This window comes from Parabacteroides faecis (assembly GCF_014647375.1).
Classification (GTDB): Bacteria; Bacteroidota; Bacteroidia; order Bacteroidales; family Tannerellaceae; genus Parabacteroides; species Parabacteroides faecis.
Window position 1 is genome coordinate 122105 of record NZ_BMPB01000010.1, and the last position, 23459, is coordinate 145563.

The window sequence follows — 23459 nt, forward strand, 5'->3', positions numbered from 1 at the left end:
GTAGTATGAAAAAGATCGCTTTATTATTGTTGCTTTTCGTCGCATTTCAGGCAAGTGCACAAGAATTTCATTTTATTCCGAAGATCGGTTTGAACTTTGCCAATATGACAAACTCAGGAGGGAGTATGAAGCCGGGTTTGAATATCGGAGCTTCCGGTGAAGTGATGATGACTAATAATTTTGCTATAGAACCGGGGATCTTTTATTCGATGCAAGGAACTAAAGGTAAAGAGAGTGGCGTTAGCGTTAAGTTTAAGAATGATTATTTGAATATACCTGTTTTATTTAAAGGTTATGTTTATGAAGGATTTAATTTGTTTGCAGGTCCTCAGCTAGGATTTAAGGTCTCTTCTAAATTGAAAGGGTCTGAATCTGGAACTTCTGTTTCAACAGATGCTCTCAGTGATTGTTTTAAAACTTTTGATTTTGCGCTTGTAATCGGTGCCGGCTATCAATCACCTATGGGGGTAATGTTTTCATTAAATTATAATATTGGATTGACGAATACTATTGATAAAGATAATCTTGCAGCTGCTATCAGAAATGTAGGAGTGCCTGGGATAAGCGCTTCCGACCTAGACGGAAAGAGTCGTAACGGTGTCCTGCAATTCAATATCGGTTGGCGTTTCTAAAAGGATAGGAGGATTTTTGATAGTTATAAAGTCTTGAAAAATCCTCCTATACATCTGTTATTTCCAGCTTATATTAAGCGCATTCCAGTTGCTTGAATTATCGCTGTAGTTGTTCCAGTGGTATATGCGACCTGATTTCTTGTTGAGATTCAAGTATGAATAACTTGCACCCAGATAGATATAAGTTGATGTGATATAAATATCCGATCCGGTAGGATAACAGGGGATGAAGTTGTCGTTTTCTAAAAATTGCCAATAAGTTCCATCGTTATATCCTCCGGAAAAAGATATGGCTCCGGTCGATTTGTCTATAGTAAATTCAACCGTTTTCCCAGATTTAAGAAAGTCTTTGATTTGATATTTATTGCTACCTTCCAGATTTTCAATTTCTCCCTCCCATGGACTATACAGGTCTTCAAAAGAAAAAGTGGCTTGTAATGTATTCCATTTTTCTATCATGACAGAACCGAAAAATTTAGCTGATCCATCAAGCTTTGTATAAGGATCAATGTTGTCTCCCGTAAGCTCCAGTTCGAAAATGTATTCCGTTCCGGCTTCGGCATCGGAAGATAATGTGATTTCCAGTTTCGTCGTTGGACTACCTGCTGTAAATTCAATGGTGGAGGGTATCGTTAGTTTATCATCTTTTGATAGGATGTTTATCGGCATTGACAAAGCAGATGATGTTTTTGTTCGTGCTACTATTAATGTGACACTGCGGCTACCTTCGATAGGGAGCATTAGGGAAGCGGCATTCTCTTTTGAGAAATAAACTTGCTCACAACTTGCCGGAATTGCTGTTCCGGGTGCATAATTATCGTCTTCGCTACAAGCTGAAAATAAAAATATTGCCAGGTTGATCAACAAATAAGCAGTGTGTTTTATATATGTTATTGTCATATCGTTTTATTTTTATGTGATTGGATTTATTCTTCCCAGGCTTCGATGGAACTCGAAGGATCAGGATTATTTATGATACTAAGATTGTACTTATATTCACTGCTGGTGATATAGACATTCATCCAGGGGGCGGCATATCCTTTAATGGAATTATAACGGTGGGTAGCAGGAGTGTTGGTTCCTGTATATCCCCGGATAATTTGTTTTTCCAGTCGTTTATAGTCGAATGCAAGAATACCTTCTCCCCAGAATTCGATCCGTTTCTGGACCAGTAATTCATCGATAAATAATTCCATGTTGGAACTGTTACATTTATAGGAACCATCTTTATACCGGTATGTATTCATGAAATTTTCCAGTAAAGATATACCAGTCTGTACACCTTGTGTGTGAGCCACGGCTTCCGCTTCGATAAAATACATTTCCTCTACCCGCATAAGTGGAATGTTGACCACATTTCCAATAAGATAATTGCCCATATTCCCCTGATTGGGACGGAATTTGAAACCGGTGTAGGCGGGGATATTAGCCCATTGTTCATCACTCAACAATGTTTTATACTGCGAGGGAACCGGATTTTTACCAGCATCGTCTGGGGCAATCCAGCTTGTTTTCCGCCAGTCTGCATCAGGAATCTTGTCAAAAAGACTTTTCCCAATCATTCTGTAGGCTCCGTATTGTGTGGTTCCAAAAGTCTGCTCCGGACTTATTTGGGATATGAATGCTTTCCACGAACTAAGTCCGTCATTTGCTCCGATAAGGATGGCAAAGATCCAGGCATCATTTACGGTATTGAAACCTGACGCAGTATCGTGCCATTGTGCTTCTCCAACAGGAGTATAACCTTTGTCGATCACTTTGCGGGCATAGCTGGCTGCATTGGCATAACAGTCGGAAGCTGAATTTATATTAAGAGAGGCATAGGTTTCCAGTTCTGCATCTTTATCGTGAGAGATCTGGGTTGCCAGGTCATCAGGATATAATTCGAATCGTGATCCCAGTTCCATCCACAATCTGGCTTTCATTCCGTATACAACGCTGAGATCAGCCCAGTTTTTCTTTTCCCGCTGGAAATTCGACAGGTATTTCTCTGCATTGTTCAGGTCATTCATGATAAAACGGTACATTTTATAGAAAGGAACTCTCGGATTATTACGGCCTTCCTCTTCCGATGTATTTTCTGTAATCAGGGGTACTGTTAGTCCGTAAATACCGTTTGCTTCCGCCTTACTGTCGAGGCTGGATACGCCTGTGTGTTTATATTCAAAATAACGGCTCAGGTCCATGTAGGCCATGGCGCGGTAAACCAATGCGTTTCCTAAATAACTTTTTGTCGTTTCGGTCATTGTTTCCGGGTCGATAGAGCCGATCAGGAGGTTGGCATTATTGATCAGGTTATAATGATAGGTCCAAAACATTGAAGGCACTGGATAATCACCGAGATAACTCGTGGTTCCGAAACCATAATTGAAATAATCGTAACTGGTACTGTATACCGGCATATCCTGAAGCATAACGTCACGCCACATCATAAATCCGGCATATCCGAAATTTGTATTATCACTGGTTCCCCCGTCGTAAGTCGTCATATAGGCAATAACGGAGTTGGATAAAGCGCCCAGTGCCTCTTCCGATACACTGACCTGATCGGAAGTGGCAATATCAGTTGGGAATGTTTCCTCCAGACAACTGCTAAATGTAATGCTTGCCAGAGAAATGAATACTATATTTTTGAGTAACTTCTTCATTGTTTCTTTATTTTAAAGTTTAGAATTGAATATTGATACCTCCGGATATTGTACGCATTTGAGAATAATCACCAGCGGATGTGCTACCATCAAAGCTGGTGCGAGGATCGAATCCTTTTCGCTTAGACCAGTAGAATACATTATCGCAGGCCATATAAAGACGTACTTTATTGATCAGTAATGCTTTAGTGAGGCGTGTCGGAAGTGTATAGCCCAGGTTGATGTTCTGGAGTGTCAGGGTACTTGCATTGGTTAGCCAACGGTCGGAACCGGCAGCTGTATATAAATCTCCGTATTGCCAGCGTGGAATATCGGAGGTGGGATTGGTTTCCGACCAACCTTTGAGAGCATCCTTATGAATGTTTTTCCCTGTTGCATCGGCATATGGGGCTGTCATCAGACCGGAATAACCTGAATCATACGATTTCCCGCCGATGGAGTAGGCAAAGTTTACATTCAGATCAATACCCGCATATGACAAGGTTGTTCCAAAACCACCATATACTTTCGGCATGGCATTGCCACAGAGATAATAGTCCGCTTCATCATAATTAGTTGTTGTTTGTCTTTCCCCATTTTCGTTATCATAATACCACATGGGAATTCCATCGTTCGATACTCCGGCATATTTTTTCAGACGCCATGTGTTGAGCGGCAGACCTTCGGCAATGTATTTTTCACCACTAATATAACCGGGGTATCCATCCATAGTGGTCGACTTTTTATCTTCGGGAAGATAGGTGACTTTATTTTTATAATAAGTCATGTTCAGATTTACATCCCATTTAAATTTCTTGGTATTAAGGATGGTCGTGTTCAGGTCTATCTCCAAACCGTTGTTGACCATATCACCAACATTGTCCCAATATCCGCTGTATCCCAATGATACTGGAACGGAGAAATAGAATAACATATCATTTGTTTTCCGGCGGAAATACTCTATACTACCGCTAAGGCGGCTTTTGAATAACTCAAATTCAACTCCGACATTAAAGTTGCCGTTTGTTTCCCAGGTTATCTTTTTATTTCCTTTATTGGCAAAGGTCAATGATATCTCATTATCTATACTACCGATATAATAATAATCTGTATATAGGTAATTGCCAATACCATCGTTCCCTTGTTCTCCGTATGACATTTTTGCTTTCAGCATATTTAGCCAATCAACATTATACCAGTTCTCTTTATTTATGATCCAGGCTCCACCCAATGACCAGAAATTACCCCAGCGATGGTCCGGATGGAATTTAGAGGAACCGTCACGCCGGAAAGAACCGGATAAAAAGTATTTTGTATCGTAATCATATTGAACTCTGAAAAAGTAACCTTCCGTATTGGATCTCGAGTCGTAACTGTTCATATCATTTTTTACGATAGCTCCGGCAAGTTCATGATTTCCAAAATAGGAGAACATATTCCTTTTGGCTCCCGTAAGCGTTGTCTGTACAAATTTATAATACTCATGTCCTAATAATACGGAGAGTGAATGTGCATCGATTGTTTTATTGTAGTTCAGGAGTTGCTGGAAATTAAGGGTGTAGGTGCGGTAATGGGATATTGATACTGATCCTCCCAAAGAGGTGTTGTAACCGTAGAAGGAATTGCCCACAGATGAAGAACGGTTTTCCGTATCAAATACACTAGCATTCAGTGTAAGTTTAAAATCTTTCAGAAAAGAAATATCCGCATATCCTTGTACATTGAACGAATTGCTGTTATTATAACTGACATCCAGCAAATCGCTCTGTATGGCATTGGATTTTTTATAAGTAGGACGGGTGAGGCCGGCATTGACACCATCGCCATAATCATACACTTTACCATTCTTATCGGTCATAATATTCCCTTGTCCGTCCCGTACATAGACCGGATAGATAGGTGCTATACCGTGGGCTACTCCGAAGGCTCCGCTTAAACCGTTTGTTTCGGTATGTGTATAAGTCATGTTTCCACCTACTTTTAACCAATCCAATGCCTGATAATCCGCTTTCATACGAGAAGAGTAACGTGTCAGGTCAGAACCATAGCAGATTCCTTCGTTTTTCATATAGCCTAAACTTCCATAAAACTGGAATTTTTCCGTTCCTCCGCTAAGATTCAGGTTATATTCCTGGCGAAGTCCGTTACGGAGTCCTTCGTCTTTCCAGCTATCCGGAGTAAGTAAATATTCTTTACCGTTATAATTGACGATATTCCCTAATGTGGCGTTGGGGTTTAGTTTTCCATTTTCTCCGATGAGGTATTGTCCGTCGGGTACATTATATATAATGTACGCAAGTCCTCCTTCATTACCTTCGAGCCCCATTGTATTATTTGCCTGGAGGTGTGCGTCGTAAGCGCTCAATCCCTTTGCTCGTTTGTAATAGTTATATAATCCGAGATAATAAGCTTCGTAATATTCTCCCGGTTTTTTGATGTAATCGTAATCTTTTTTGGCATCTGTGTTGACTCCCCATTTACTGTCAAAGGTGATCGTAGCTTTTCCTATTTTGGCTGTTTTGGTCGTGATCATAATGACTCCATTGGCACCGCGGGCACCATACAAGGCGTTGGATGCTGCATCTTTTAATACAGTGATCGATTCGACATCGGACGGGTTGATATCATACCAGTAGCCATCGTAAGGCATGCCATCTACCACAACCAACGGGTCGTTACTGGCATTGATAGAACTGATACCACGGATACGGAGTGTCGGAGTGGAGGTCGGTGAGCCTCCTTCGGTCATCTGTACACCGGCTACTTTTCCCGCCAAGGCTGAAATAGGGTTGCTGACTTGTCGTTCGACAATTTTTTCGGCTTTTACCACTCCGGCTGAACCTGTGAAAGCTGACTTCTTGGATTTACCGAATGCAACGACTACTACCTCTTCCAGGTTTTTAGCATCCGACTCTAATATTACCTTTACCGGTTTAGAGCTGATAGTAATTTCTTTGGTTTTCATACCTACGTAAGAGATCACTAATGTTTTGGCAGAGCCGGGTATATTGGTTAGAGTGAATTTCCCATCCATATCAGTGATGACTCCGGCGGTTGTTCCTTTTATTAATACGGTTGCTCCGATAAGCGGTTCTCCGGATTCATCGACGACAGTACCTGTAGCTGTTCTTTTCTGTTCGGAAGAATAGGCATCACCGCTTCTATCGTTGGAAGAAAGATAGACAATGTTATCTTCTATCTTATAAGTTATATTTTTCCCTTTGAGTACTTTATCCAAAAGTTCTTTGAGAGAAACATCTTTTACATCGACGGCGTCGACCGATATGCCGGATAATCTGTCGTCATAAAAGAATTGGTACTTTGTCTGAGATTTGATTTGATTAATAACCTGTCCGAGTGTGGCTTTCGGAGTAGATATATTAATCTGTGAGGTTGCCCACTGATGGGTGGAACAGCATAGAATGGCAATTAGTAATGCCTTCACTAAGCCTGGCCTTTGAAATAGACGCGTGCTTCTCATAAAATCTATTGATATTATTAAGTTAGTAAAATGTGATTTCCTTATGTTTTATTGTTGCAACATCAATAAAACAACCAGGTAAATAAAAACACTTACTCTCTTTTTCTGATTTTTTTATTTTTTCCCCTAAAAGGATGAAATAGTGGCTTCCCTTTTGTGTAATGACTTGAATATTAGTTGTTATTCGGTCTGTTGGATAAATACTTTTTTATCTGTGATTTTATATTTGATAGGAATGACATTGTTTAAAGAATTCAATGTCGATTCGATATCGTCTTTTTGGGGGATAGTTCCTGAATAGGTATTATTGTTATCAGTTCCTGGTAAAATTATTATCTCTACATCATAGAAGCGTTCGAGTACCTTTGCTATTTCTATGATATTGGCTTTATCAAAAGGTATCAGGTCGTTATGCCATACAGCATCGAGTTTTGTATCATCCTGTATAACCTTTAAGTATTTTGTATTTTTGTTCAATACCGCTTTTTGACCAGGTGACAAAACGATCTGTCCCTCGTCATTTTTCCCTTTTACTTCAATCTCTCCTTCTATTAATGCAGCTTCTGCCGTCGGGGTATCCATATCATATTTCAGATTGAATTTTGTGCCGATGACCCGTACGACGAGAGCTTCCGTTGTTACGAGGAAGGGACGTTCCGGGTCTTTGGTTACTTCAAAATAGGCTTCTCCAACCAGTGAGATCGTTCTTTTATCATCAGCAAAATGTGCAGGATATTTAAGTTGAGAATTTTTGTTGATCCAGACTTTAGTCCCATCCGGAAGTTCTATCTCTTTTACGGGTTGGTCAGCAGAAACAGAGACAATCAGTTCCTCAGCAGTGAATCCGGATTGGAAGAATCGGATTAATCCGGCTCCGCAGATAATAAGAACAGCAATAGCGGCTGCATATTTTGCTATTCTGAAAGGATATTGTTTTTTCTTTTGTTGTGTTTCGTATTCTTCTATTTTTCTGTTTAGCTTTTTTTCTGCACCGGCTATATAAATGTCGCTGGAAAAACGCTCTTTTTTCCGGGCGTTGAAAGCTTCTTCCAACGTGAAAAGTTTACGTGGATTTTCCTCTGACTGGGCAAGCCACTCGTTTAGTTGTTTCAGATCTGTATCCGAACATTCATTTTGTAAGTATTTTAATATTAAGTTTTCGTCTAACTCATTCATATTTGTTCTTCCTTGTATCAAATAAAACAATTTACCTAGTAAAAACACTTACTCTTATTTCAACAAAAGTAAGAATAATAAGAAAAGCAGATACTTTAATCGGACCCGCAGATATTTTAAAGCTTTATACATATGGGCTTCAACTGTACGTAAAGATATGTCGAGAGTTTCGGCTATCTCTTTATTTTTAAGGTCATGCAGGTAACTGAGCTTGAATATCTCCCTGCATTTGTCGGGTAACTCATTGATAGCATTGTATACTTCAACTTGCAATTCTCTGTTTTCCATGTGTTGTATGGTTTCGTTTTGTGCGGGGTCATAAAATTCAATCTTTTTCAGATAAAATTCAATGGCGGTTGCCGAATACTCGTTTTCTACTTGTTTGTGTTTTATGGCGTTGAGGCATTTAGTATAGGTGATACGATATAAAAATGCCTGGATTTGATCTCCTATTTCAATACTATCTTTTCGTTTCCACAATTCGAGAAATGTATCCTGTACTATATCTTCAGCTTCACTTTCAGGTAGAAAGCGGGTTGCGTAGAAGAGCAATCCGGGATAATACTTGCGAAATAGTATATTGTAGGTTGTTGTGGCAGTGTCCATAAGAGATATTTGTATCATCCTTGTTTTTCTGCATCAAAGTTATGTAAATATTCTGTTGTTGCATCAAAAACAGGTAAAAACTATTGTTCCCGGCTTTATGATGCTTAAAAATCGGATTTAGCAAAGAATAGATCGTAAACTGACTAATTATATAGAAAAAGGAATCTTATTTTTGTATTATTAAATTGAATATCACCATGAAACAATTCTTTGTAACTTGTTTATTTTTGACTTTATTTTTGCATTTAGCCTGGGGGCAGGAACAGATCTTACCAGTCCCTTCCCATCGACCCAGTCCGGCACAGCAAAAACAGATTGCCCGTAAATATGGGATGTTCATCCATTTCGGACTGAATACATTCCAGGATCAGGAATGGACGGATGGTTCCAAGCCGGCTTCTTCTTATCGGCCAACGACTGTCGATACCGATCAATGGATCAGGGCGGCAAAGGAGGCCGGCATGAAATATGTCATTCTTACGGCAAAACACCATGAAGGATTCTGTCTGTGGGATAGTAAATATACGGAATATGATGTAGCGAGTTCGGGTAATACCACAAATGTAATTGAATCGATAGCAAAATCCTGTAAGAAATATGATATCGGTCTGGGACTGTACTATTCTTTATGGGACCGTAAGGTGAATGCAGATGTGAAAGATCCTGGTAAAGACGCCGCCTATAATGAATACATGCTTCGCCAATTAGATGAATTGATCGATATTGTGCAGCCGCATACCAATATTGTAGAGTTCTGGTTTGACGGAGGTTGGGAAAAAGAGAATTACCGTTGGCCGGTGAAAGAGATTTATCAGACGATAAAATCGAGACAGCCGGATTGCCAGATCGGTATAAACTGGACGATCGGCTTGCCGGATAATCCTGATGCTCATCCTGTATTGCCGGAAAACCAGCAGGATGGTTATCCGATCCGTTACTTCCCGAGTGATTTCCGTCTGGGAGATCCCTATCTACCTGCTGATAATGATCCGAAAGTCTTTACTCATGAAGGAAAAGAGTATTATATGCCGTGGGAATCGACCATTTGTATCAGCGAACGTTGGTTCTATAATACGACCGACAAAAAGTATAAACCAGTTGACGAGTTGGCAAAACTGTACCATCAGTGTACAAAGAATGATAATATCCTTATCCTGAATTGTCCACCTGATCGTAGCGGTAAAATACGGACAAAAGATATCCAGCTATTGAAAGAGTTGCAGGAAAAGATTCAATAAAACACTCTTATATATGGGCAGAGCAGTTAATGATTATACATATCTTTGTTATAAAAATCTAATATTTTGATCTGGGCATTGTAGGCCGTTTGTGCCGGACTGTCGGGATTCAGTTCCATGGCTGTCAGGTAATTATTTAGTGCCTGCCGGATATCGCCCATTTTACGATATACATTTCCACGCAGGTAAAATGCTTCATCGTCTGAGGCATTTTTTTTTATGTATTCATCCAACAAACGCAAGGCTTCTTCTGTTTTATTATCGTTGATAAGTTGTCTGATTGTTTCCATATTGAAATAATGTGATATTTTGTGGACAAAGATAATTCTGAAGTGCTTACATACATAATAATCACGGTTTAAAAAACTGTTTTTTTGTTACTGATGTACGGTTACGTTAATTATTTATGTAAGTTTGCACTCGATTTCTAAAAAGTGAAAAGTGATTATGCAAAAGAATCTGGTAATAGTGGAGTCACCTGCCAAGGCAAAAACCATAGAAAAATTCCTCGGGAAAGATTTTAAGGTTATGTCGAGTTACGGTCATATCCGCGATTTGAAAACAAAAGAATTTAGTATCGATATCGAGCACAATTATGCTCCGCAGTACGTGATTCCGGCTGATAAGAAGAAGTTGGTTTCCGAATTGAAATCCGAAGCGAAGGCTGCCGAACAGGTATGGCTGGCATCCGATGAGGACCGCGAAGGAGAAGCTATATCCTGGCATCTGTACGAAGTTCTGGGATTAAAACCGGAAAATACTAAACGTATTGTTTTCCACGAAATTACCAAGAATGCTATTTTGCATGCTATCGAAACGCCGCGTGATATCAATATCGACCTGGTGAATGCACAGCAGGCACGTCGTGTATTGGACCGTATCGTGGGTTTTGAACTTTCTCCTATTCTATGGAGGAAAGTGAAACCAGCACTGTCTGCCGGTCGTGTACAGTCGGTTGCTGTCCGCCTGATCGTAGAACGTGAGCGTGAGATCAATGAGTTTGTCTCGGAAGCAGCCTATCGTATCATAGCTAATTTTACGCTTCCTGACGGGACAACGATCCTGAAAGCGGAGCTGAGCAAGCGCCTGAAAGATAAAAAAGAGGTAATGGAATTTTTGGAATCCTGCAAATCTGCCTCTTTTAGTATCGACGAGATCACAAAGAAACCAGTAAAGAAATCACCTGCACCTCCTTTCACTACTTCAACATTACAGCAGGAAGCTGCCCGTAAGTTGGGATACTCTGTGTCACAGACCATGATGATCGCACAACGTCTGTATGAATCCGGGTTGATCACTTATATGCGTACCGACTCGGTGAATTTAAGTGACCTGGCGTTAGGAACGTCCAAAGAGGCTATCCTGGAAACTTATGGAGAGAAATATTATAAATTCCGCCAGTATCATACGAAGAGCAAAGGGGCGCAGGAAGCGCACGAAGCTATCCGTCCTACCTATATAAGTAATACGGAGATCAGCGGATCGGCGCAGGAAAAGAAATTATATGAATTGATCCGCAAACGGACAATTGCGTCACAGATGGCGGATGCCGAACTGGAACGTACGACGATTTCCGTTTGTATCAATAATAAGAAAGAAAAGTTTGTAGCTGTAGGTGAGGTGATCACATTCGACGGTTTCCTTCAGGTATACCGTGAAAGCTACGATGATGAAAACGAAAAGGAACAGGAGAATGGTCTGTTGCCGCCGGTAGAATTGCATGAAGTATTGTCGTTGAACGATATCGTAGCAACGGAACGTTTTACTCAGCGTCCGCCGCGTTATACGGAAGCCAGTCTGGTGCGCCGTCTGGAAGAACTGGGTATCGGTCGTCCTTCTACGTATGCTCCTACCATTCAGACGATACAGAATCGCGAATATGTGATCAAAGGCGATAAAGATGGTGTGGAACGTGTTTATAGCGTGATCACCCTTGCAAAAGATAAGATCAAGGAAGTCGATAAGAAAGAAATTGTCGGTGCAGACCGTAACAAGCTGATGCCTACTGATATCGGTACGGTTGTGAACGATTTTCTGATGTCTTATTTCCCGGATGTACTGGATTATAATTTTACAGCCAGTGTGGAAAAGGAATTTGATGCCGTTGCTGAAGGAGATATGGTCTGGACAGAAGCGATCGATAAGTTTTATAAGTTATTCCACCCGATCGTAGAAGAAACTGCCGCCGTGAAAACAGAGCATAAGGTCGGTGAACGTCAGCTGGGCGTAGATCCTAAGAGCGGTAATCCGGTGTTTGTAAAAATCGGCCGGTATGGTCCGGTTGTACAGATTGGTCAGGCTCATCCGGATGACAAAGAGGCTCCTAAACCCCAGTTCGCAACATTGATGAAAGGCCAGTCTATCGAAACGATCACGCTGGAAGAAGCATTGAAATTGTTCGATTTGCCTCGCACGATCGGCGAATATGAAGGTAAAGATATGGTAGCCGCTATCGGTCGTTTCGGACCGTTTATTCGCCATGACGGGAAATTTGTTTCTATACCGAAGGATATGAATCCGCTTTCCATTACGGCCGAGGAAGCGATTGAGTTGATTGATGAAAAGCGTAAGAAAGATGAACAACGTTTTCTGAAGAAGTTTGAGGAAGATCCTGAACTGGAAATATTAAATGGCCGTTATGGTCCTTACATTACTTATAAGAAAGCCAATTACCGGATACCGAAGACAGTTACGAATCCGGAGAAACTGACTTATGAAGAATGTATGAAAATCGTTACCGAAGCTGCAGAAAAGCCTGCGGCAACGAAGAAACGAACGACAAAGAAAAAAGCATAATCCGATAGATCATAAAAAAACTCCTGTTGATTTCTCAGCAGGAGTTTTTTTATATTATATATGTATTGATCTGATTACATTCTTTCCGGAACTTCGATACCCAGCAACGACATACCAGATTTTACGATCTTGGCTACGTTTGCTGACAATACAAGGCGGAATTGTTTGATCTCCTGATTTTCTTCACGTAGGATAGAAAAATCATGGTAGAACTGGTTGTATTCTTTCACCAGGTCGTAAATGTAGTTGGCGATATAAGCCGGGCTGTATTCTTTACCTGCTTCTTTCACTGTCACTGCATAATCGGCGATCATCTGGATCAACCCTTCCTCTTTCTCCGAAATGGGGGTGCTAGCCGGCAATTGTTCGGGAAGAACAATTCCTTGTTCGGCAGCTTTGCGCAAAACGGAACGGATACGGGCGTATGTGTACTGAATGAACGGACCGGTATTTCCGTTAAAGTCGATAGATTCTTTCGGGTTGAAGGTCATATTCTTACGAGGGTCGACTTTCAGAATAAAATATTTCAGTGAACCTAATCCTACGATGCGGGAAATATTATTCGCTTCATCCGGAGTCATTTCATCCAGTTTTCCCAGTTCCTGAGATATTTCGTGAGCCGTGCCGATCATTTCTTCCATCAGGTCGTCAGCATCGACAACAGTACCTTCACGGCTCTTCATTTTTCCTTCCGGGAGTTCTACCATTCCGTAGGAGAAGTGCACCAAGCCTTTACCGAATTCGAAACCTAACTTATCGAGCAGGATGGATAATACCTGGAAATGATAATTTTGTTCGTTTCCTACGACATAGATCATTTTGTTGATCGGGTAATCGTCGAAACGCAGTTTGGCTGTACCGATATCCTGTGTCATATATACGGAAGTACCGTCGGCACGGAGTAGCAGCTTTTCATCCAGCCCGTCTTTTGTCAGGTCTGCCCATACCGAACCATCTTCACGGCGGTAGAAAATTCCCTTTTCAAGACCTTCCATTACTTTGCCTTTTCCTTCCAGGTAAGTTTGTGATTCGTAGTATATTTTGTCGAAGTTTACCCCCATCATTTTATAGGTTTCATCAAAACCGGCGTAAACCCAATTATTCATCTTTTCCCATAATGCGCGGACTTCGGCATCGCCGGCTTCCCATTTACGAAGCATTTCACGTGCTTCAGCCATAAGCGTAGATTGAGCTTCAGCTTCTTCTTTAGTCAGGCCCTTTGCTTCCAGGTCTTTCAGTTCCTGTTTATAATGCTTGTCGAATAATACATAGAAATCACCGATCAGGTGGTCGCCTTTTTTGCCGGATGATTCAGGAGTAACGCCCTCACCCCATTTCTGCCAGGCGAGCATCGATTTGCAGATATGAATACCACGGTCGTTTACAATATTCGTTTTAACGACTTTGTTCCCGTTTGCCTTCATGATCTCTGACAAACTGTAGCCAAGCAAATTGTTACGTACGTGACCGAGATGCAGAGGTTTGTTTGTGTTAGGAGAAGAATATTCGATCATCACCAACGGAGATTGTTCCGTAACAGGTATGATCCCGTAAGATGGTTGTGCATTGACCGTATTCAACAGGTCGATCCAGCAAGGACCGGCAACGGTCAGGTTCAGAAAACCTTTGATTACGTTGAACTCAGATACAGCCGGTTCATTTTTCAGCAAATACTCGCCGATTTCCTGGGCTGTCTGTTCCGGTGATTTCTTGGATGTACGAAGAAAAGGAAATACAACCAGGGTAAGATGTCCTTTAAACTCTTTTTTTGTCTTCTGTAACTGAATCTGGGCCTCTGAAACTTCGGCGCCGTACAGTTCTTTAATTCCGGCAATGATCGCACCGGTGATCTGCTGTTCAATAACCATATTCTTACTTCTATATATTCTGATTTTATTTTGGATGCAAAGGTACATGATTATTTTCTAAAAACCTGCGTATAGGTATTTTGAATTAGCAGGAACCCGAGCCTTTACTATAAATCTTCTTTTTGGATGATCACTTGCTTTTTTCATGCGAAAGCCGTTGAATTATGTATGGTTAGCATGTGTATATAGTTAAAATGTCGAGAAAGTTGCGGAAAATGTAAAATGCCCGTGGGGGTGTTGTGAAATAGGAGATATATTGTATAATGCGTGTATGATATCAGAAACGGTTATCGCGCAATGATTTATTTGACATTTACGATCTTTGTAATGATATAGAAAGAGTGTTTTTGGGATAATTTATATGCTTAAAGTTACGCCAAAATAAATAGTGGTCGTTAATGATGGGATATAACTTTAGAGTCGATAGTTTTTATAGAGTAAGAGCCAATAGCACTAGAATTTTACAAAATCTCATGGGAGATCAAAAAAGGCTTATTAGATGATGTTGGATAAATGCGGCACATACATAAATTTGGTTTGTCTCTTATTTTTGATTGCTTTTTCATCTTGTGTAGATGAAACAGTCATTAATAAAAGTACAAAAAGTTCTTATCTGTCGATCAGTGGACTCGGACTAAGTGGTACTCACCCGGGTACTGCAGAGGATTATTATGTAAGTTCTTTTCGTGTCCTGGCTTTTGACCATGTGACAAATTTATGTATATCCAATGTCCTGTACTCTGCAGGACAGTTAGTGAATAACACGGTAGAACATCCTATTGATCCGGGAACTTATCGTTTTGTATTTTTGGCAAATGAACCGACGGAGTCTTTGATTTCATCTGCTTTGGATGCGATTACTTCATATAGCAACTTAGACAATATTGCTTATCCGGCAAATGCTTTTGCCTCGAATAAGAATATTCCTATGATGCAGGAAATCGAATATGTTAAGGTTTTGACCAAAGGGGCAGGAGCGGAATTGAGTGGTGGTACGATAGTCTCCGAATTGAAACTGAAGTTGAACAGAATGGGAGTTCGTGTTGACGTGTTACTGAAGGCAGCTGATGATTTTGAAACAGAATTTAAAGGCGTTACATTCAGTAATATACCTGATAAGGTCGCTCTGACAGATAATTATACAGGTACTATTGAACGAAGTGTGACCCGCCAATTGCTAAGGACTTCCGATGCAAGTTATTTTTCAGATACGACGATTGCCGGTGTTACATGGGCTAAGAAAATTTCTCGTATCATTTTACCTGCCAATGAGCCAGCTTCTTCAACCGATGAGTCGAAAGCTGTTATTTTCACATTGAATATGGAAACGAGGTATAACCCGTCATGTAGATTGGCTATTAGTTCGGAACCGGATGCAAATTATAGTTTGCCGAAAAATACGAAATTGGATTTTACTGGAACTATAAAGGATTTTTTACTGGTGAATATCATAGCGTCTGACTGGAATTATGATTGGATCGGTTGGGAGATACCAGGGAATAGAATATTGAATGTTTCGGATACAAAGGTGAATATTACTGATTTTAACGGAGCACGAATTTCGTTTAAATCGAATATGCCGTATGTATTTGTGGATGAAAAAGTCGTGGATCGGAGTACCGGTGCTGAATTACAAACCAGCCAGGTCTTTAATGTCTTGTCTTACAGGTCTGATAATAGTAATTTGAATAAAAATGAAAGATTCAATTATAATCCTGCGACGGGAGATGGTTATATGGATATTTTACTGGACCAACCCAATGTGGCGGGAACAAAGACCTATACACTCACATTGGTAGGTACGGATGATTATTGGAGTAAAACAAATCTTATAAAAAAGACGATTGATGTCACTGTAAATCAAAATGGAGTGCGCTTTGACTTCGGATCAAAGGCTGAAGGCTATGATTCTTATATAGGTGCTTTTTTCAGAAATAGTGAAAAAGGTGAAAGAGTAATCAGTGGAAACAGATGGGGGGTGGCGGATGCCTGGACGGCAGAAGTGGATGAAGCAAACGGGGGCCGGGATTTTATAGTATTAAGTACAACTCCCAGTTTTGACCCTTATATAGGAACTGACAATCCTGGTGATCCGGAAAAATATCCGGTTACACCTAATCAATATCAGGGGGAAAGTGGTACCTCCGTGAAAGGGAGAGGACGTATTTATTTCCGGATTGGCATGGCAGAAACAAGAGCCGAAGGAAGTGCTCCGAGATATGGGGTAGTGAATGTCACTTATGCTCATGGTAATGCTACTTATACAGCCCAATTATATATTCGCCAGGGTGAAGAGCCTGATTATCTGATGAGAGGCGGGGGACAGTCCGGAACTTCCAGTTACGGAGCTAAATTCTCTCCGTATAATTTGACGGTGAGTACTTTTAAAAATACCCCGAATACGACTTTGAAGTATTATGAGATGAATTATAGTAATCTTGCTACTGAAGTCGATTTTGTAAAATATCCGACTCAGGCCGGAGCTCATTTTCAATGGGGATTACCGATAGCTAATGCAGTTATGGGACGTCGTGCATATCATCCGACTAATAAGAATCTGGGTAGTGTTTCCCCCTGGAGTGTCACAGGTTGGCCAGGGAATCAATATTTTATCCAGTTGTCGGCTTTCTCTTACTGGAGAGCAACGTCGGGTGTGAAATATGAGGAGTATTATGAAGTATGTCCTCCCGGGTATTACCGCCCGACAGACGGTCCGTTGGATCGAAGGGCAGTAAATAGTACGGATGCTCAGGTTTATATGTCGGATTGGAGAATGTCTTTGTTCACGTCTCCCATGAAAGGTGATGCGTCATGGAACACAGTAAATCAACCATTTGAATCGGCTAATAAGCCGGTACTGTATACTCCTGGTGTTCTTGCAGAACTCTTATACGGATGTTATGCGGATGGCTTTTTTGACAGGCGTCCTGTTATGGAGAGGAATATGGTTGTGGGAGATAGCAGAGACCCGTCCACAGGTAGTGCACCTGCCGGATCGTCTAAAAAATATAAAGGGGTTAGTTTGGATAATACGGAAGCTGCTTATCTCGGTACATTGTTTTTCAATGCAAGTACCAAAGCTTCTTTGTTCTTGCCGTCGGCAGGGAGAAGATGGTATCTGGATGGCAGCTTGGAATATGCTGGTGAAACCGGATATTATTGGGCCTCTTCTGTTGCTCCGGGGTGGACGGATACATCCACTGGAGTACAGAATGGTAATCCTTATGGTAATATGTGGAATTTTGAATTCAATTATGATGCGACAAAACCCATATCTACCAGTCATTTGTTTGGGAATACAATTCGGTGTGTAAAAAAATGAAGAGAAAGTTGATATATAATATAATTAGGTTAAGCTGTTTTTTCATACTCATGTTTATGTCGGCTTGTAACCATGAGGTGCTTATCTCGGATCTGCCAGGTCCTGATGAGCCCTCTGATGGCAAGGTGAGAATTGAAATTTTTAATCGTGCTGACTCTCATAATCTTCCTACGACTAGAGCGGCGGATGAATGGAGTGTCGGAATGCAGCCCTGGGTACTGGTTTTCAGAGGAAATGACAACAATGCCACTTTCGTAGAGGCTGTGCAGGCTTTTGAAATGATCGGGACAGGGAAGAGGTATGTCTTGTTGACAGAACAAACCGATGGTGCCAGTTATCAGATATTGATATTGGCTAATTCAAAGCAGAAATATTACTACGGTTCACAAGTGTATAATTTTGTGGATTTTCCCGCTGGTCTGGCTGTCGGAGATAAATTATCGGTTGTCTGTAATAATCTGAAGACTGATCTCTTTACTCCTTCGGATGGAAAATATATGCCGTATGATAACGGTGAAACGATTCCAATGAGTTATTTGCTACAAGGTTTGACGAATATAGATAATACAACCAAAATAGCGAATTCGGATGATACTCCGTTGCGAATGACGCGTGTGGTAGGGCATGTTCTTATTTTTAACGAGGCTGGTAATTTTAAATTCAAAGGAATAACATCGGTCGGTAATGTCCCTCGGCAGGGGCAGTTGCACAATTTGAGTACAAACATAATGAGTAGTGTAACCAATCTGACGGAGTATAGAAAGGATGCTTCTTATTCGTCCAATCTGATCGATGCGGCAGGAGAGAATACAAATGGGAAGCCGGTTTATTTCTATGAAACGAATTCAAGAGAGAATGATACATATATGATTATTCAGGGAGAATACGAAGGAAAAGATTATTACTATAAGATGTCGATGATTAATATGTATGACCAATTTAATCCGAAAAATCTGTTACGTAATTATGCCTATATATTTCAGATTAAGCAAGTATCAGGGGCGGGGTATGAAACGATTGCTGATGCTAAGCTTTCAGGTGCGTCTAATGTGAACCTGAAAACCGAGTTGCTGGTGGATGACAGTGATACACATGAAATAGTGGCTAACGATTCTTACTACCTTGGAGTGAGTAATTCTGTTTTTATAGCTTATACCAGTAGTGCAGTTGAATATAATATATTCGATTTTATAACTAACTGTACAATAAATTTCTCCAACTCCAAAACAATAAGCGGCAATATCTCGTCGGCTCTGTTTAGGTTAACCTCGCCAAGTGATGGAATAATACCTATTGTAGAATCTACCAATCCACGAAAAACGACAGCGAAGGCTTCTATTTCAAATGGACTGGCAGATCAGGCTCGTGTTACGCTTAATTTAGGCAATCTGGAGAAAGTCGTAGAAATAAAACAAAGAAGTGCGGTCCCTTCAGGTGGGGAAGTTCTTGGATATATACCTTCAGGAGAGAGTTATTCGGGTAGAACAATAAACTATTATTGTCTTTCTGCTTCTCTCGATGATGCAACGTCCACTAAAAATTGGATCAAACTGCGTCCTTCATCTATGGTGTCGCGTAATGATACTACCAATATAACGGTGGATGATGGAAAGATATTTGTAGAGGTGGAACCCAATTCCTCCGGTACGGCAAGAAGGGGAGTGGTAAATCTTACGACAATAAGTAGTTCTTCTTCAACAGGAAGTTTTACACAACGTATAAAAATAGATATTGCTCAATTGGGTAATTAGTAAATAAAAAGTCATATAGATGAAAAAAGTATTTATACTTATATTATTGATGCTCGGTTATTTTGTTCCCGGGAGTAAAGCGCAGAAGGTTGCGGTCAAGAGTAATCTGTTGTACGATCTGACAACAACCATGAATCTTGGCCTGGAAATAGGGCTGGCTCCTAAATGGACGTTGGATGTTCCGGTCAATTATAATCCCTGGAAACCGGATAACGGCAGACGTTTACGTCATTGGGGAATACAACCGGAAGTGCGTTATTGGTTCTGTGAGCGTTTCAACCGGACATTTGTCGGATTACATGCACATTATGCAGACTTTAATGTTGGAAATCTTCCGGGACTATTTAGTGATAACATGCAGAAAAACCGGTATCAGGGACATTTATATGGTGGAGGATTGTCGATCGGCCATTCCTGGATATTGAAAAAACGTTGGAGTATTGAAGCTTCTGTCGGATTGGGATATGCACGTATCGAATATGAGAAATATCCTTGTGCGGAGTGCGGTTCCAAACTGAAAGATACGGGACGAAATTATTTCGGACCGACAAAAGCGAGTATATCATTTATTTATCTGATTAAATAATAAAATGAGAATGAGAAGAAATATACAATTCATCATATGCGTAATGGCTGTTTTATACCTGGGCTGTTTTCCGGTAATGGGACAATCGCGTTCTTATGAAGGGGCTATAACTGTGAATCCGGTACAACTGGAACAAGTTGGCGATTCTCTTTATATCCATATGGAGATCGTGTTGGACGGTGTGAAAGTGAAATCTACCCGTGGTGTAGATTTTATTCCGCAACTGACTTCTACAGAAAAGATGTATAGTTTACCGAAAGTCACAATGAAAGGAAAGGATGAATATCGTGTGTATGAACGTACCCTCTCCCTGATGAGCGCCAGAGAGAAAGCTGTGTATGAAAAACCTTATCTGGTTGAACGTCTAAATAAGCGGACCGACAAAACGATTCAGTACCGGTATGCTTTGCTTTATGAGCCGTGGATGGCAGATGCTCATCTGGACGTGAAACGGGATGAATGCGGTTGCGGAGAAACATTATTAATGAATGTGGAGCCGGTTGCCGATAAGGTTGCATTGGAGCATATACCGGAACCTTATGTCGTTGTGCCTCACATGGCTTTTATCAAACCTGTGGTGGAAGATATCAAACGTCGTGACATACAAGTGGAAAGTTTTCTGGATTTCGAGGTGAATAAAACGAATATTCGTCCCGAATATATGAACAATCCGCAGGAACTGGCAAAGATCCGTTCAATGATCGATGAATTGAAATCCGATCCGAGTATCGAAGTAAAAGGGTTGGATATTATCGGTTATGCTTCTCCGGAAGGTTCTTTGGCGAACAATAAACGTTTATCGGAAGGGCGTGCTATGGCTTTACGCGATTATCTGCTATCCCGGTATGATTTTTCACAAGATCAGTATCGTACTGTTTTTGGTGGTGAAAACTGGGAGGGCCTTGTGAAAGTACTTGATGCCGGAGATATGGAATATAAGAATGAGATATTGGCTATTATCGATACTTATTCGATAGATACCGAGCGAAAGGCGAAGTTAAAACAGTTTCGCGGAGGTGTACCTTATCAGTATTTACTGAAAAATATTTATCCGGGTTTGCGTGTTGCCGTTTGTAAAGTTAATTATAACGTGAAGAACTTCGATGTGAATGAAGCGAAAGAGGTGATCAAAAGACGTCCGCAGAATCTGAGCCTGAATGAAATGTTCATGGTGGCGAATAGTTATCCGGTCGGTTCCCGAGAATTTGTAGAAGTTTTTGAAATTGCGGTAAGGATGTATCCGGAGAATGATGTAGCAAATATAAATGCGGCAGCAGCGGCTCTTTCTCAGGGAAATCTGGTAGCGGCAGAGCGTTATCTGAATCGGTTGACGGTAAAAAATGTTCAGTCGGAATACGATAATGCGATGGGTGTATTGGCACTGTTGAAAGAGGAGTATGATACGGCAGAGAATTATTTGAACACTGCTGCCCGTTCGGGATTGGAAGCGGCTAAAAATAATTTGAAAGAATTGGAAAAGAAAAGAATCAATATAGTTGAGATAGAGAATAAAATGAGATAAATAAATGAGTAAAAATTACTAATTAAATTTGAGTAAAATGAAGAAGAAAAATCTATTTATGATGGCATGCGCAGCATTACTGTTTGCAGCATGTAGTGAAAGTTTGCCGGATGGCGGCGGAGATGGCGGTGGTGTCGACAATACAGATGGAGAAGCCTGGGTGTCCCTTAATGTCCGAACAGGAGGAACGACCAAATCCTTGAATACTCCCACCAATACTGAAAATGGTACTGAAAATGAGACAAAGGTGAATGAAATGATGGTTGTATTCTTTGATAACCATGTGGATACTCCTACTCCTGATCCGAGCGTGGTAGATGTAAAGCTATGGGGGTCTAGTGATCCGGAAATAAATACACCTGGACAAGGCGGTGGAACTGCGACAAGTGCATTCAAGGTAAAAAAGACAGCGAAAGCTTTTATGGTTGTATTAAATCCGTCCACAGAATTTAAAACTGCGGCAACTTTAACAAATGCTAAGTTATCTACCGTAAACGCAGCGATTGTAAATACTGATGTGACTTCTGTGATTGGTGCTGGCAAAAATAACTTTATGATGACAAATGCCAAAGGAAAGCTGGAACCAACAAAGATTACAGACACTGGTGGCACTGTTGATGTAGAAGATATAGACTTGGTAACCTATCCAACTGCAGGGGAAGCGGAAAGTAAACCGCAACAACTGACTGTCGATCGTGTCGCTGCGAAAGTACGTTTGTTCGCAGATGATAATTATACAGGAAACAGTATCGATGTTGCTACTGTTGGATGGGCTTTGAATGTAACGAATAAAAAATATTTCCCGATGTCTGAAAGATCCAAGACGTGGATGGAAACACCAGCAGCTGGTGGTCGTGGTACTTGTATATCTCCATATGATATATGGAAGTTCGGATCTTACAGGAAAGATCCGAATTTTGAGGGTCAGAAGACGAGTATGCCTAATATCGGTGCATCTCCTTATACGGATAATTACGAATTCTATACTCAGGCTGATGCCACCGCAACAGGTAAGTGGTCAGCTGCAACAGCCGGTCCTTCCACAGGTCCTAATGCCTCTAAGATACCGGCATTGTATTGTTTGGAAAATACTCAGGAAGAAGCTGATAATTATCAAGCCTATACTACACATGTATTGCTGAAAGCTACAATCGCACCTACCGGATTAAAACTTCCGAACGATGGGGGTGTCTATAATGGAACAACTAACAGTGATGCTGATGTCGATGATTCAGGAAAGATTATATCCGGAAATGATTGGATTAAGGTCGGTTCCGGTTATTATTCCTATGGCTTGCTTATAAAATATATTGAGGCTGAATTGGTTTCAAAATATAAAAGTGATGATTCTGATAACTTTCCTACTTCGTTGACTACTACATTCAATACTTACCTTACTTATTTGAAAGGAAAATCTGTTGTAGATGTGGATGCGGTTGCTCTTCTAACAAAAGAAGCTTTTACAACTCAATATGGCTCTAGCGATAGTGAAATAGAAGCTGGAGCTAAGGTCATTGCTGCTTCATTCAAGCAAGCTGGAGTTAGTACTCACGGTGCTGATAGCTATGGTTCTGTTTCTTATTATAAAGGAGGAGATTCCTATTATACTATCATGATCAAACATGATAATGATGAGGATAATACAAACAACAAGCTTGGAGAATTTGGGGTAGTACGTAATTCGGTATATGATATTACTATTAATTCGATTAAGAACCCTGGATATCCGACTATTCCTCCTCCAGATACAGACAAGAAGGATGAGGAAGAAGAAGCCTTCCTCTCTATAGAGATCAATATTAATCCTTGGACCTGGTATAAGCAGGGAGTAGATTTATAATTTTGAATGGACGA

The 23459-nt window shown here is 40.7% G+C and carries 15 protein-coding genes; 8 read left to right on the forward strand and 7 right to left on the reverse strand.

The window, feature by feature from the left end; all coding sequences use genetic code 11:
* Nucleotides 1–5: 5 nt before the first annotated feature.
* Nucleotides 6–632: a porin family protein gene (locus tag IEY67_RS15710; protein ID WP_183668631.1), complete on the forward strand. Its 627-nt coding sequence runs from the start codon at nucleotides 6–8 to the stop codon at nucleotides 630–632.
* A 57-nt stretch (nucleotides 633–689) separates the two neighbouring features.
* On the opposite strand, the gene IEY67_RS15715 is transcribed toward IEY67_RS15710, so the two are convergent.
* The 5 genes from IEY67_RS15715 to IEY67_RS15735 all read right to left on the reverse strand — a co-directional run bounded on the left by IEY67_RS15715 (nucleotide 690) and on the right by IEY67_RS15735 (nucleotide 8522).
* Nucleotides 690–1532: a hypothetical protein gene (locus IEY67_RS15715; RefSeq protein WP_183668633.1), complete on the reverse strand. Its 843-nt coding sequence runs from the start codon at nucleotides 1530–1532 to the stop codon at nucleotides 690–692.
* A 26-nt stretch (nucleotides 1533–1558) separates the two neighbouring features.
* The gene (locus tag IEY67_RS15720; RefSeq protein WP_183668639.1) at nucleotides 1559–3280 is read right to left on the reverse strand and encodes a RagB/SusD family nutrient uptake outer membrane protein; all 1722 of its coding nucleotides are present in this window, start codon (nucleotides 3278–3280) and stop codon (nucleotides 1559–1561) included.
* A 19-nt stretch (nucleotides 3281–3299) separates the two neighbouring features.
* Nucleotides 3300–6704, reverse strand: a complete 3405-nt coding sequence (locus IEY67_RS15725; RefSeq protein WP_183668641.1) for a TonB-dependent receptor — start codon at nucleotides 6702–6704, stop codon at nucleotides 3300–3302.
* 216 nt (nucleotides 6705–6920) lie between these two features.
* Nucleotides 6921–7916, reverse strand: coding sequence for a FecR family protein (locus IEY67_RS15730; RefSeq protein WP_183668643.1), 996 nt, complete (start codon nucleotides 7914–7916; stop codon nucleotides 6921–6923).
* Between the two features lie 54 nt (nucleotides 7917–7970).
* Nucleotides 7971–8522 (reverse strand): RNA polymerase sigma-70 factor, encoded by a 552-nt coding sequence (locus tag IEY67_RS15735; protein ID WP_183668645.1) that lies wholly within the window; start codon nucleotides 8520–8522, stop codon nucleotides 7971–7973.
* A 197-nt stretch (nucleotides 8523–8719) separates the two neighbouring features.
* On the opposite strand from IEY67_RS15735, the gene IEY67_RS15740 reads away from it, so the two are divergent.
* Entirely contained in the window at nucleotides 8720–9760 is a 1041-nt protein-coding gene (locus tag IEY67_RS15740; RefSeq protein ID WP_183668647.1) for an alpha-L-fucosidase, read from the forward strand.
* A gap of 26 nt (nucleotides 9761–9786) precedes the next feature.
* On the opposite strand, the gene IEY67_RS15745 is transcribed toward IEY67_RS15740, so the two are convergent.
* Nucleotides 9787–10050, reverse strand: coding sequence for a tetratricopeptide repeat protein (locus IEY67_RS15745; protein ID WP_183668649.1), 264 nt, complete (start codon nucleotides 10048–10050; stop codon nucleotides 9787–9789).
* Between the two features lie 157 nt (nucleotides 10051–10207).
* Here IEY67_RS15745 and topA point away from each other — a divergent pair, with 157 nt between their 5' ends.
* Nucleotides 10208–12556 (forward strand): type I DNA topoisomerase, encoded by a 2349-nt coding sequence (gene topA, locus IEY67_RS15750; protein WP_183668651.1) that lies wholly within the window; start codon nucleotides 10208–10210, stop codon nucleotides 12554–12556.
* Between the two features lie 74 nt (nucleotides 12557–12630).
* On the opposite strand, the gene argS is transcribed toward topA, so the two are convergent.
* A complete protein-coding gene (gene argS / locus IEY67_RS15755; RefSeq protein ID WP_183668653.1) occupies nucleotides 12631–14424 on the reverse strand; it encodes an arginine--tRNA ligase in 1794 nt (597 codons plus the stop codon).
* 499 nt (nucleotides 14425–14923) lie between these two features.
* Between argS and IEY67_RS15760 the strand changes: the two genes are divergently transcribed.
* From IEY67_RS15760 to IEY67_RS15780, 5 genes are read left to right on the forward strand one after another with little or no spacing between them, the layout of a single operon-like run.
* Nucleotides 14924–17746, forward strand: a complete 2823-nt coding sequence (locus tag IEY67_RS15760) for a FimB/Mfa2 family fimbrial subunit (protein ID WP_122373645.1) — start codon at nucleotides 14924–14926, stop codon at nucleotides 17744–17746.
* Nucleotides 17747–17802: 56 nt separating this feature from the next.
* On the forward strand, nucleotides 17803–19497 hold the full coding sequence (locus IEY67_RS15765) for a DUF4906 domain-containing protein (RefSeq protein WP_229801092.1): 1695 nt from the start codon (nucleotides 17803–17805) through the stop codon (nucleotides 19495–19497).
* Between the two features lie 19 nt (nucleotides 19498–19516).
* Nucleotides 19517–20083 (forward strand): DUF3575 domain-containing protein, encoded by a 567-nt coding sequence (locus tag IEY67_RS15770; RefSeq protein ID WP_122356419.1) that lies wholly within the window; start codon nucleotides 19517–19519, stop codon nucleotides 20081–20083.
* 10 nt (nucleotides 20084–20093) lie between these two features.
* The gene (locus tag IEY67_RS15775; RefSeq protein WP_122373643.1) at nucleotides 20094–21605 is read left to right on the forward strand and encodes a DUF3868 domain-containing protein; all 1512 of its coding nucleotides are present in this window, start codon (nucleotides 20094–20096) and stop codon (nucleotides 21603–21605) included.
* 37 nt (nucleotides 21606–21642) lie between these two features.
* Nucleotides 21643–23445, forward strand: coding sequence for an Mfa1 family fimbria major subunit (locus tag IEY67_RS15780; RefSeq protein WP_183668657.1), 1803 nt, complete (start codon nucleotides 21643–21645; stop codon nucleotides 23443–23445).
* Nucleotides 23446–23459 lie beyond the last annotated feature (14 nt).

Coding starts and splice junctions, on each gene's coding strand:
- IEY67_RS15710 (WP_183668631.1), top strand. CDS start 6: ATGAAAAAGATCGCTTTATTATTGTTGCTTTTCGTCGCATTTCAGGCA.
- IEY67_RS15715 (WP_183668633.1), bottom strand. CDS start 1,532: ATGACAATAACATATATAAAACACACTGCTTATTTGTTGATCAACCTG.
- IEY67_RS15720 (WP_183668639.1), bottom strand. CDS start 3,280: ATGAAGAAGTTACTCAAAAATATAGTATTCATTTCTCTGGCAAGCATT.
- IEY67_RS15730 (WP_183668643.1), bottom strand. CDS start 7,916: ATGAATGAGTTAGACGAAAACTTAATATTAAAATACTTACAAAATGAA.
- IEY67_RS15735 (WP_183668645.1), bottom strand. CDS start 8,522: ATGGACACTGCCACAACAACCTACAATATACTATTTCGCAAGTATTAT.
- IEY67_RS15740 (WP_183668647.1), top strand. CDS start 8,720: ATGAAACAATTCTTTGTAACTTGTTTATTTTTGACTTTATTTTTGCAT.
- IEY67_RS15745 (WP_183668649.1), bottom strand. CDS start 10,050: ATGGAAACAATCAGACAACTTATCAACGATAATAAAACAGAAGAAGCC.
- topA (WP_183668651.1), top strand. CDS start 10,208: ATGCAAAAGAATCTGGTAATAGTGGAGTCACCTGCCAAGGCAAAAACC.
- argS (WP_183668653.1), bottom strand. CDS start 14,424: ATGGTTATTGAACAGCAGATCACCGGTGCGATCATTGCCGGAATTAAA.
- IEY67_RS15760 (WP_122373645.1), top strand. CDS start 14,924: ATGATGTTGGATAAATGCGGCACATACATAAATTTGGTTTGTCTCTTA.
- IEY67_RS15765 (WP_229801092.1), top strand. CDS start 17,803: ATGTCGGCTTGTAACCATGAGGTGCTTATCTCGGATCTGCCAGGTCCT.
- IEY67_RS15770 (WP_122356419.1), top strand. CDS start 19,517: ATGAAAAAAGTATTTATACTTATATTATTGATGCTCGGTTATTTTGTT.
- IEY67_RS15775 (WP_122373643.1), top strand. CDS start 20,094: ATGAGAAGAAATATACAATTCATCATATGCGTAATGGCTGTTTTATAC.
- IEY67_RS15780 (WP_183668657.1), top strand. CDS start 21,643: ATGAAGAAGAAAAATCTATTTATGATGGCATGCGCAGCATTACTGTTT.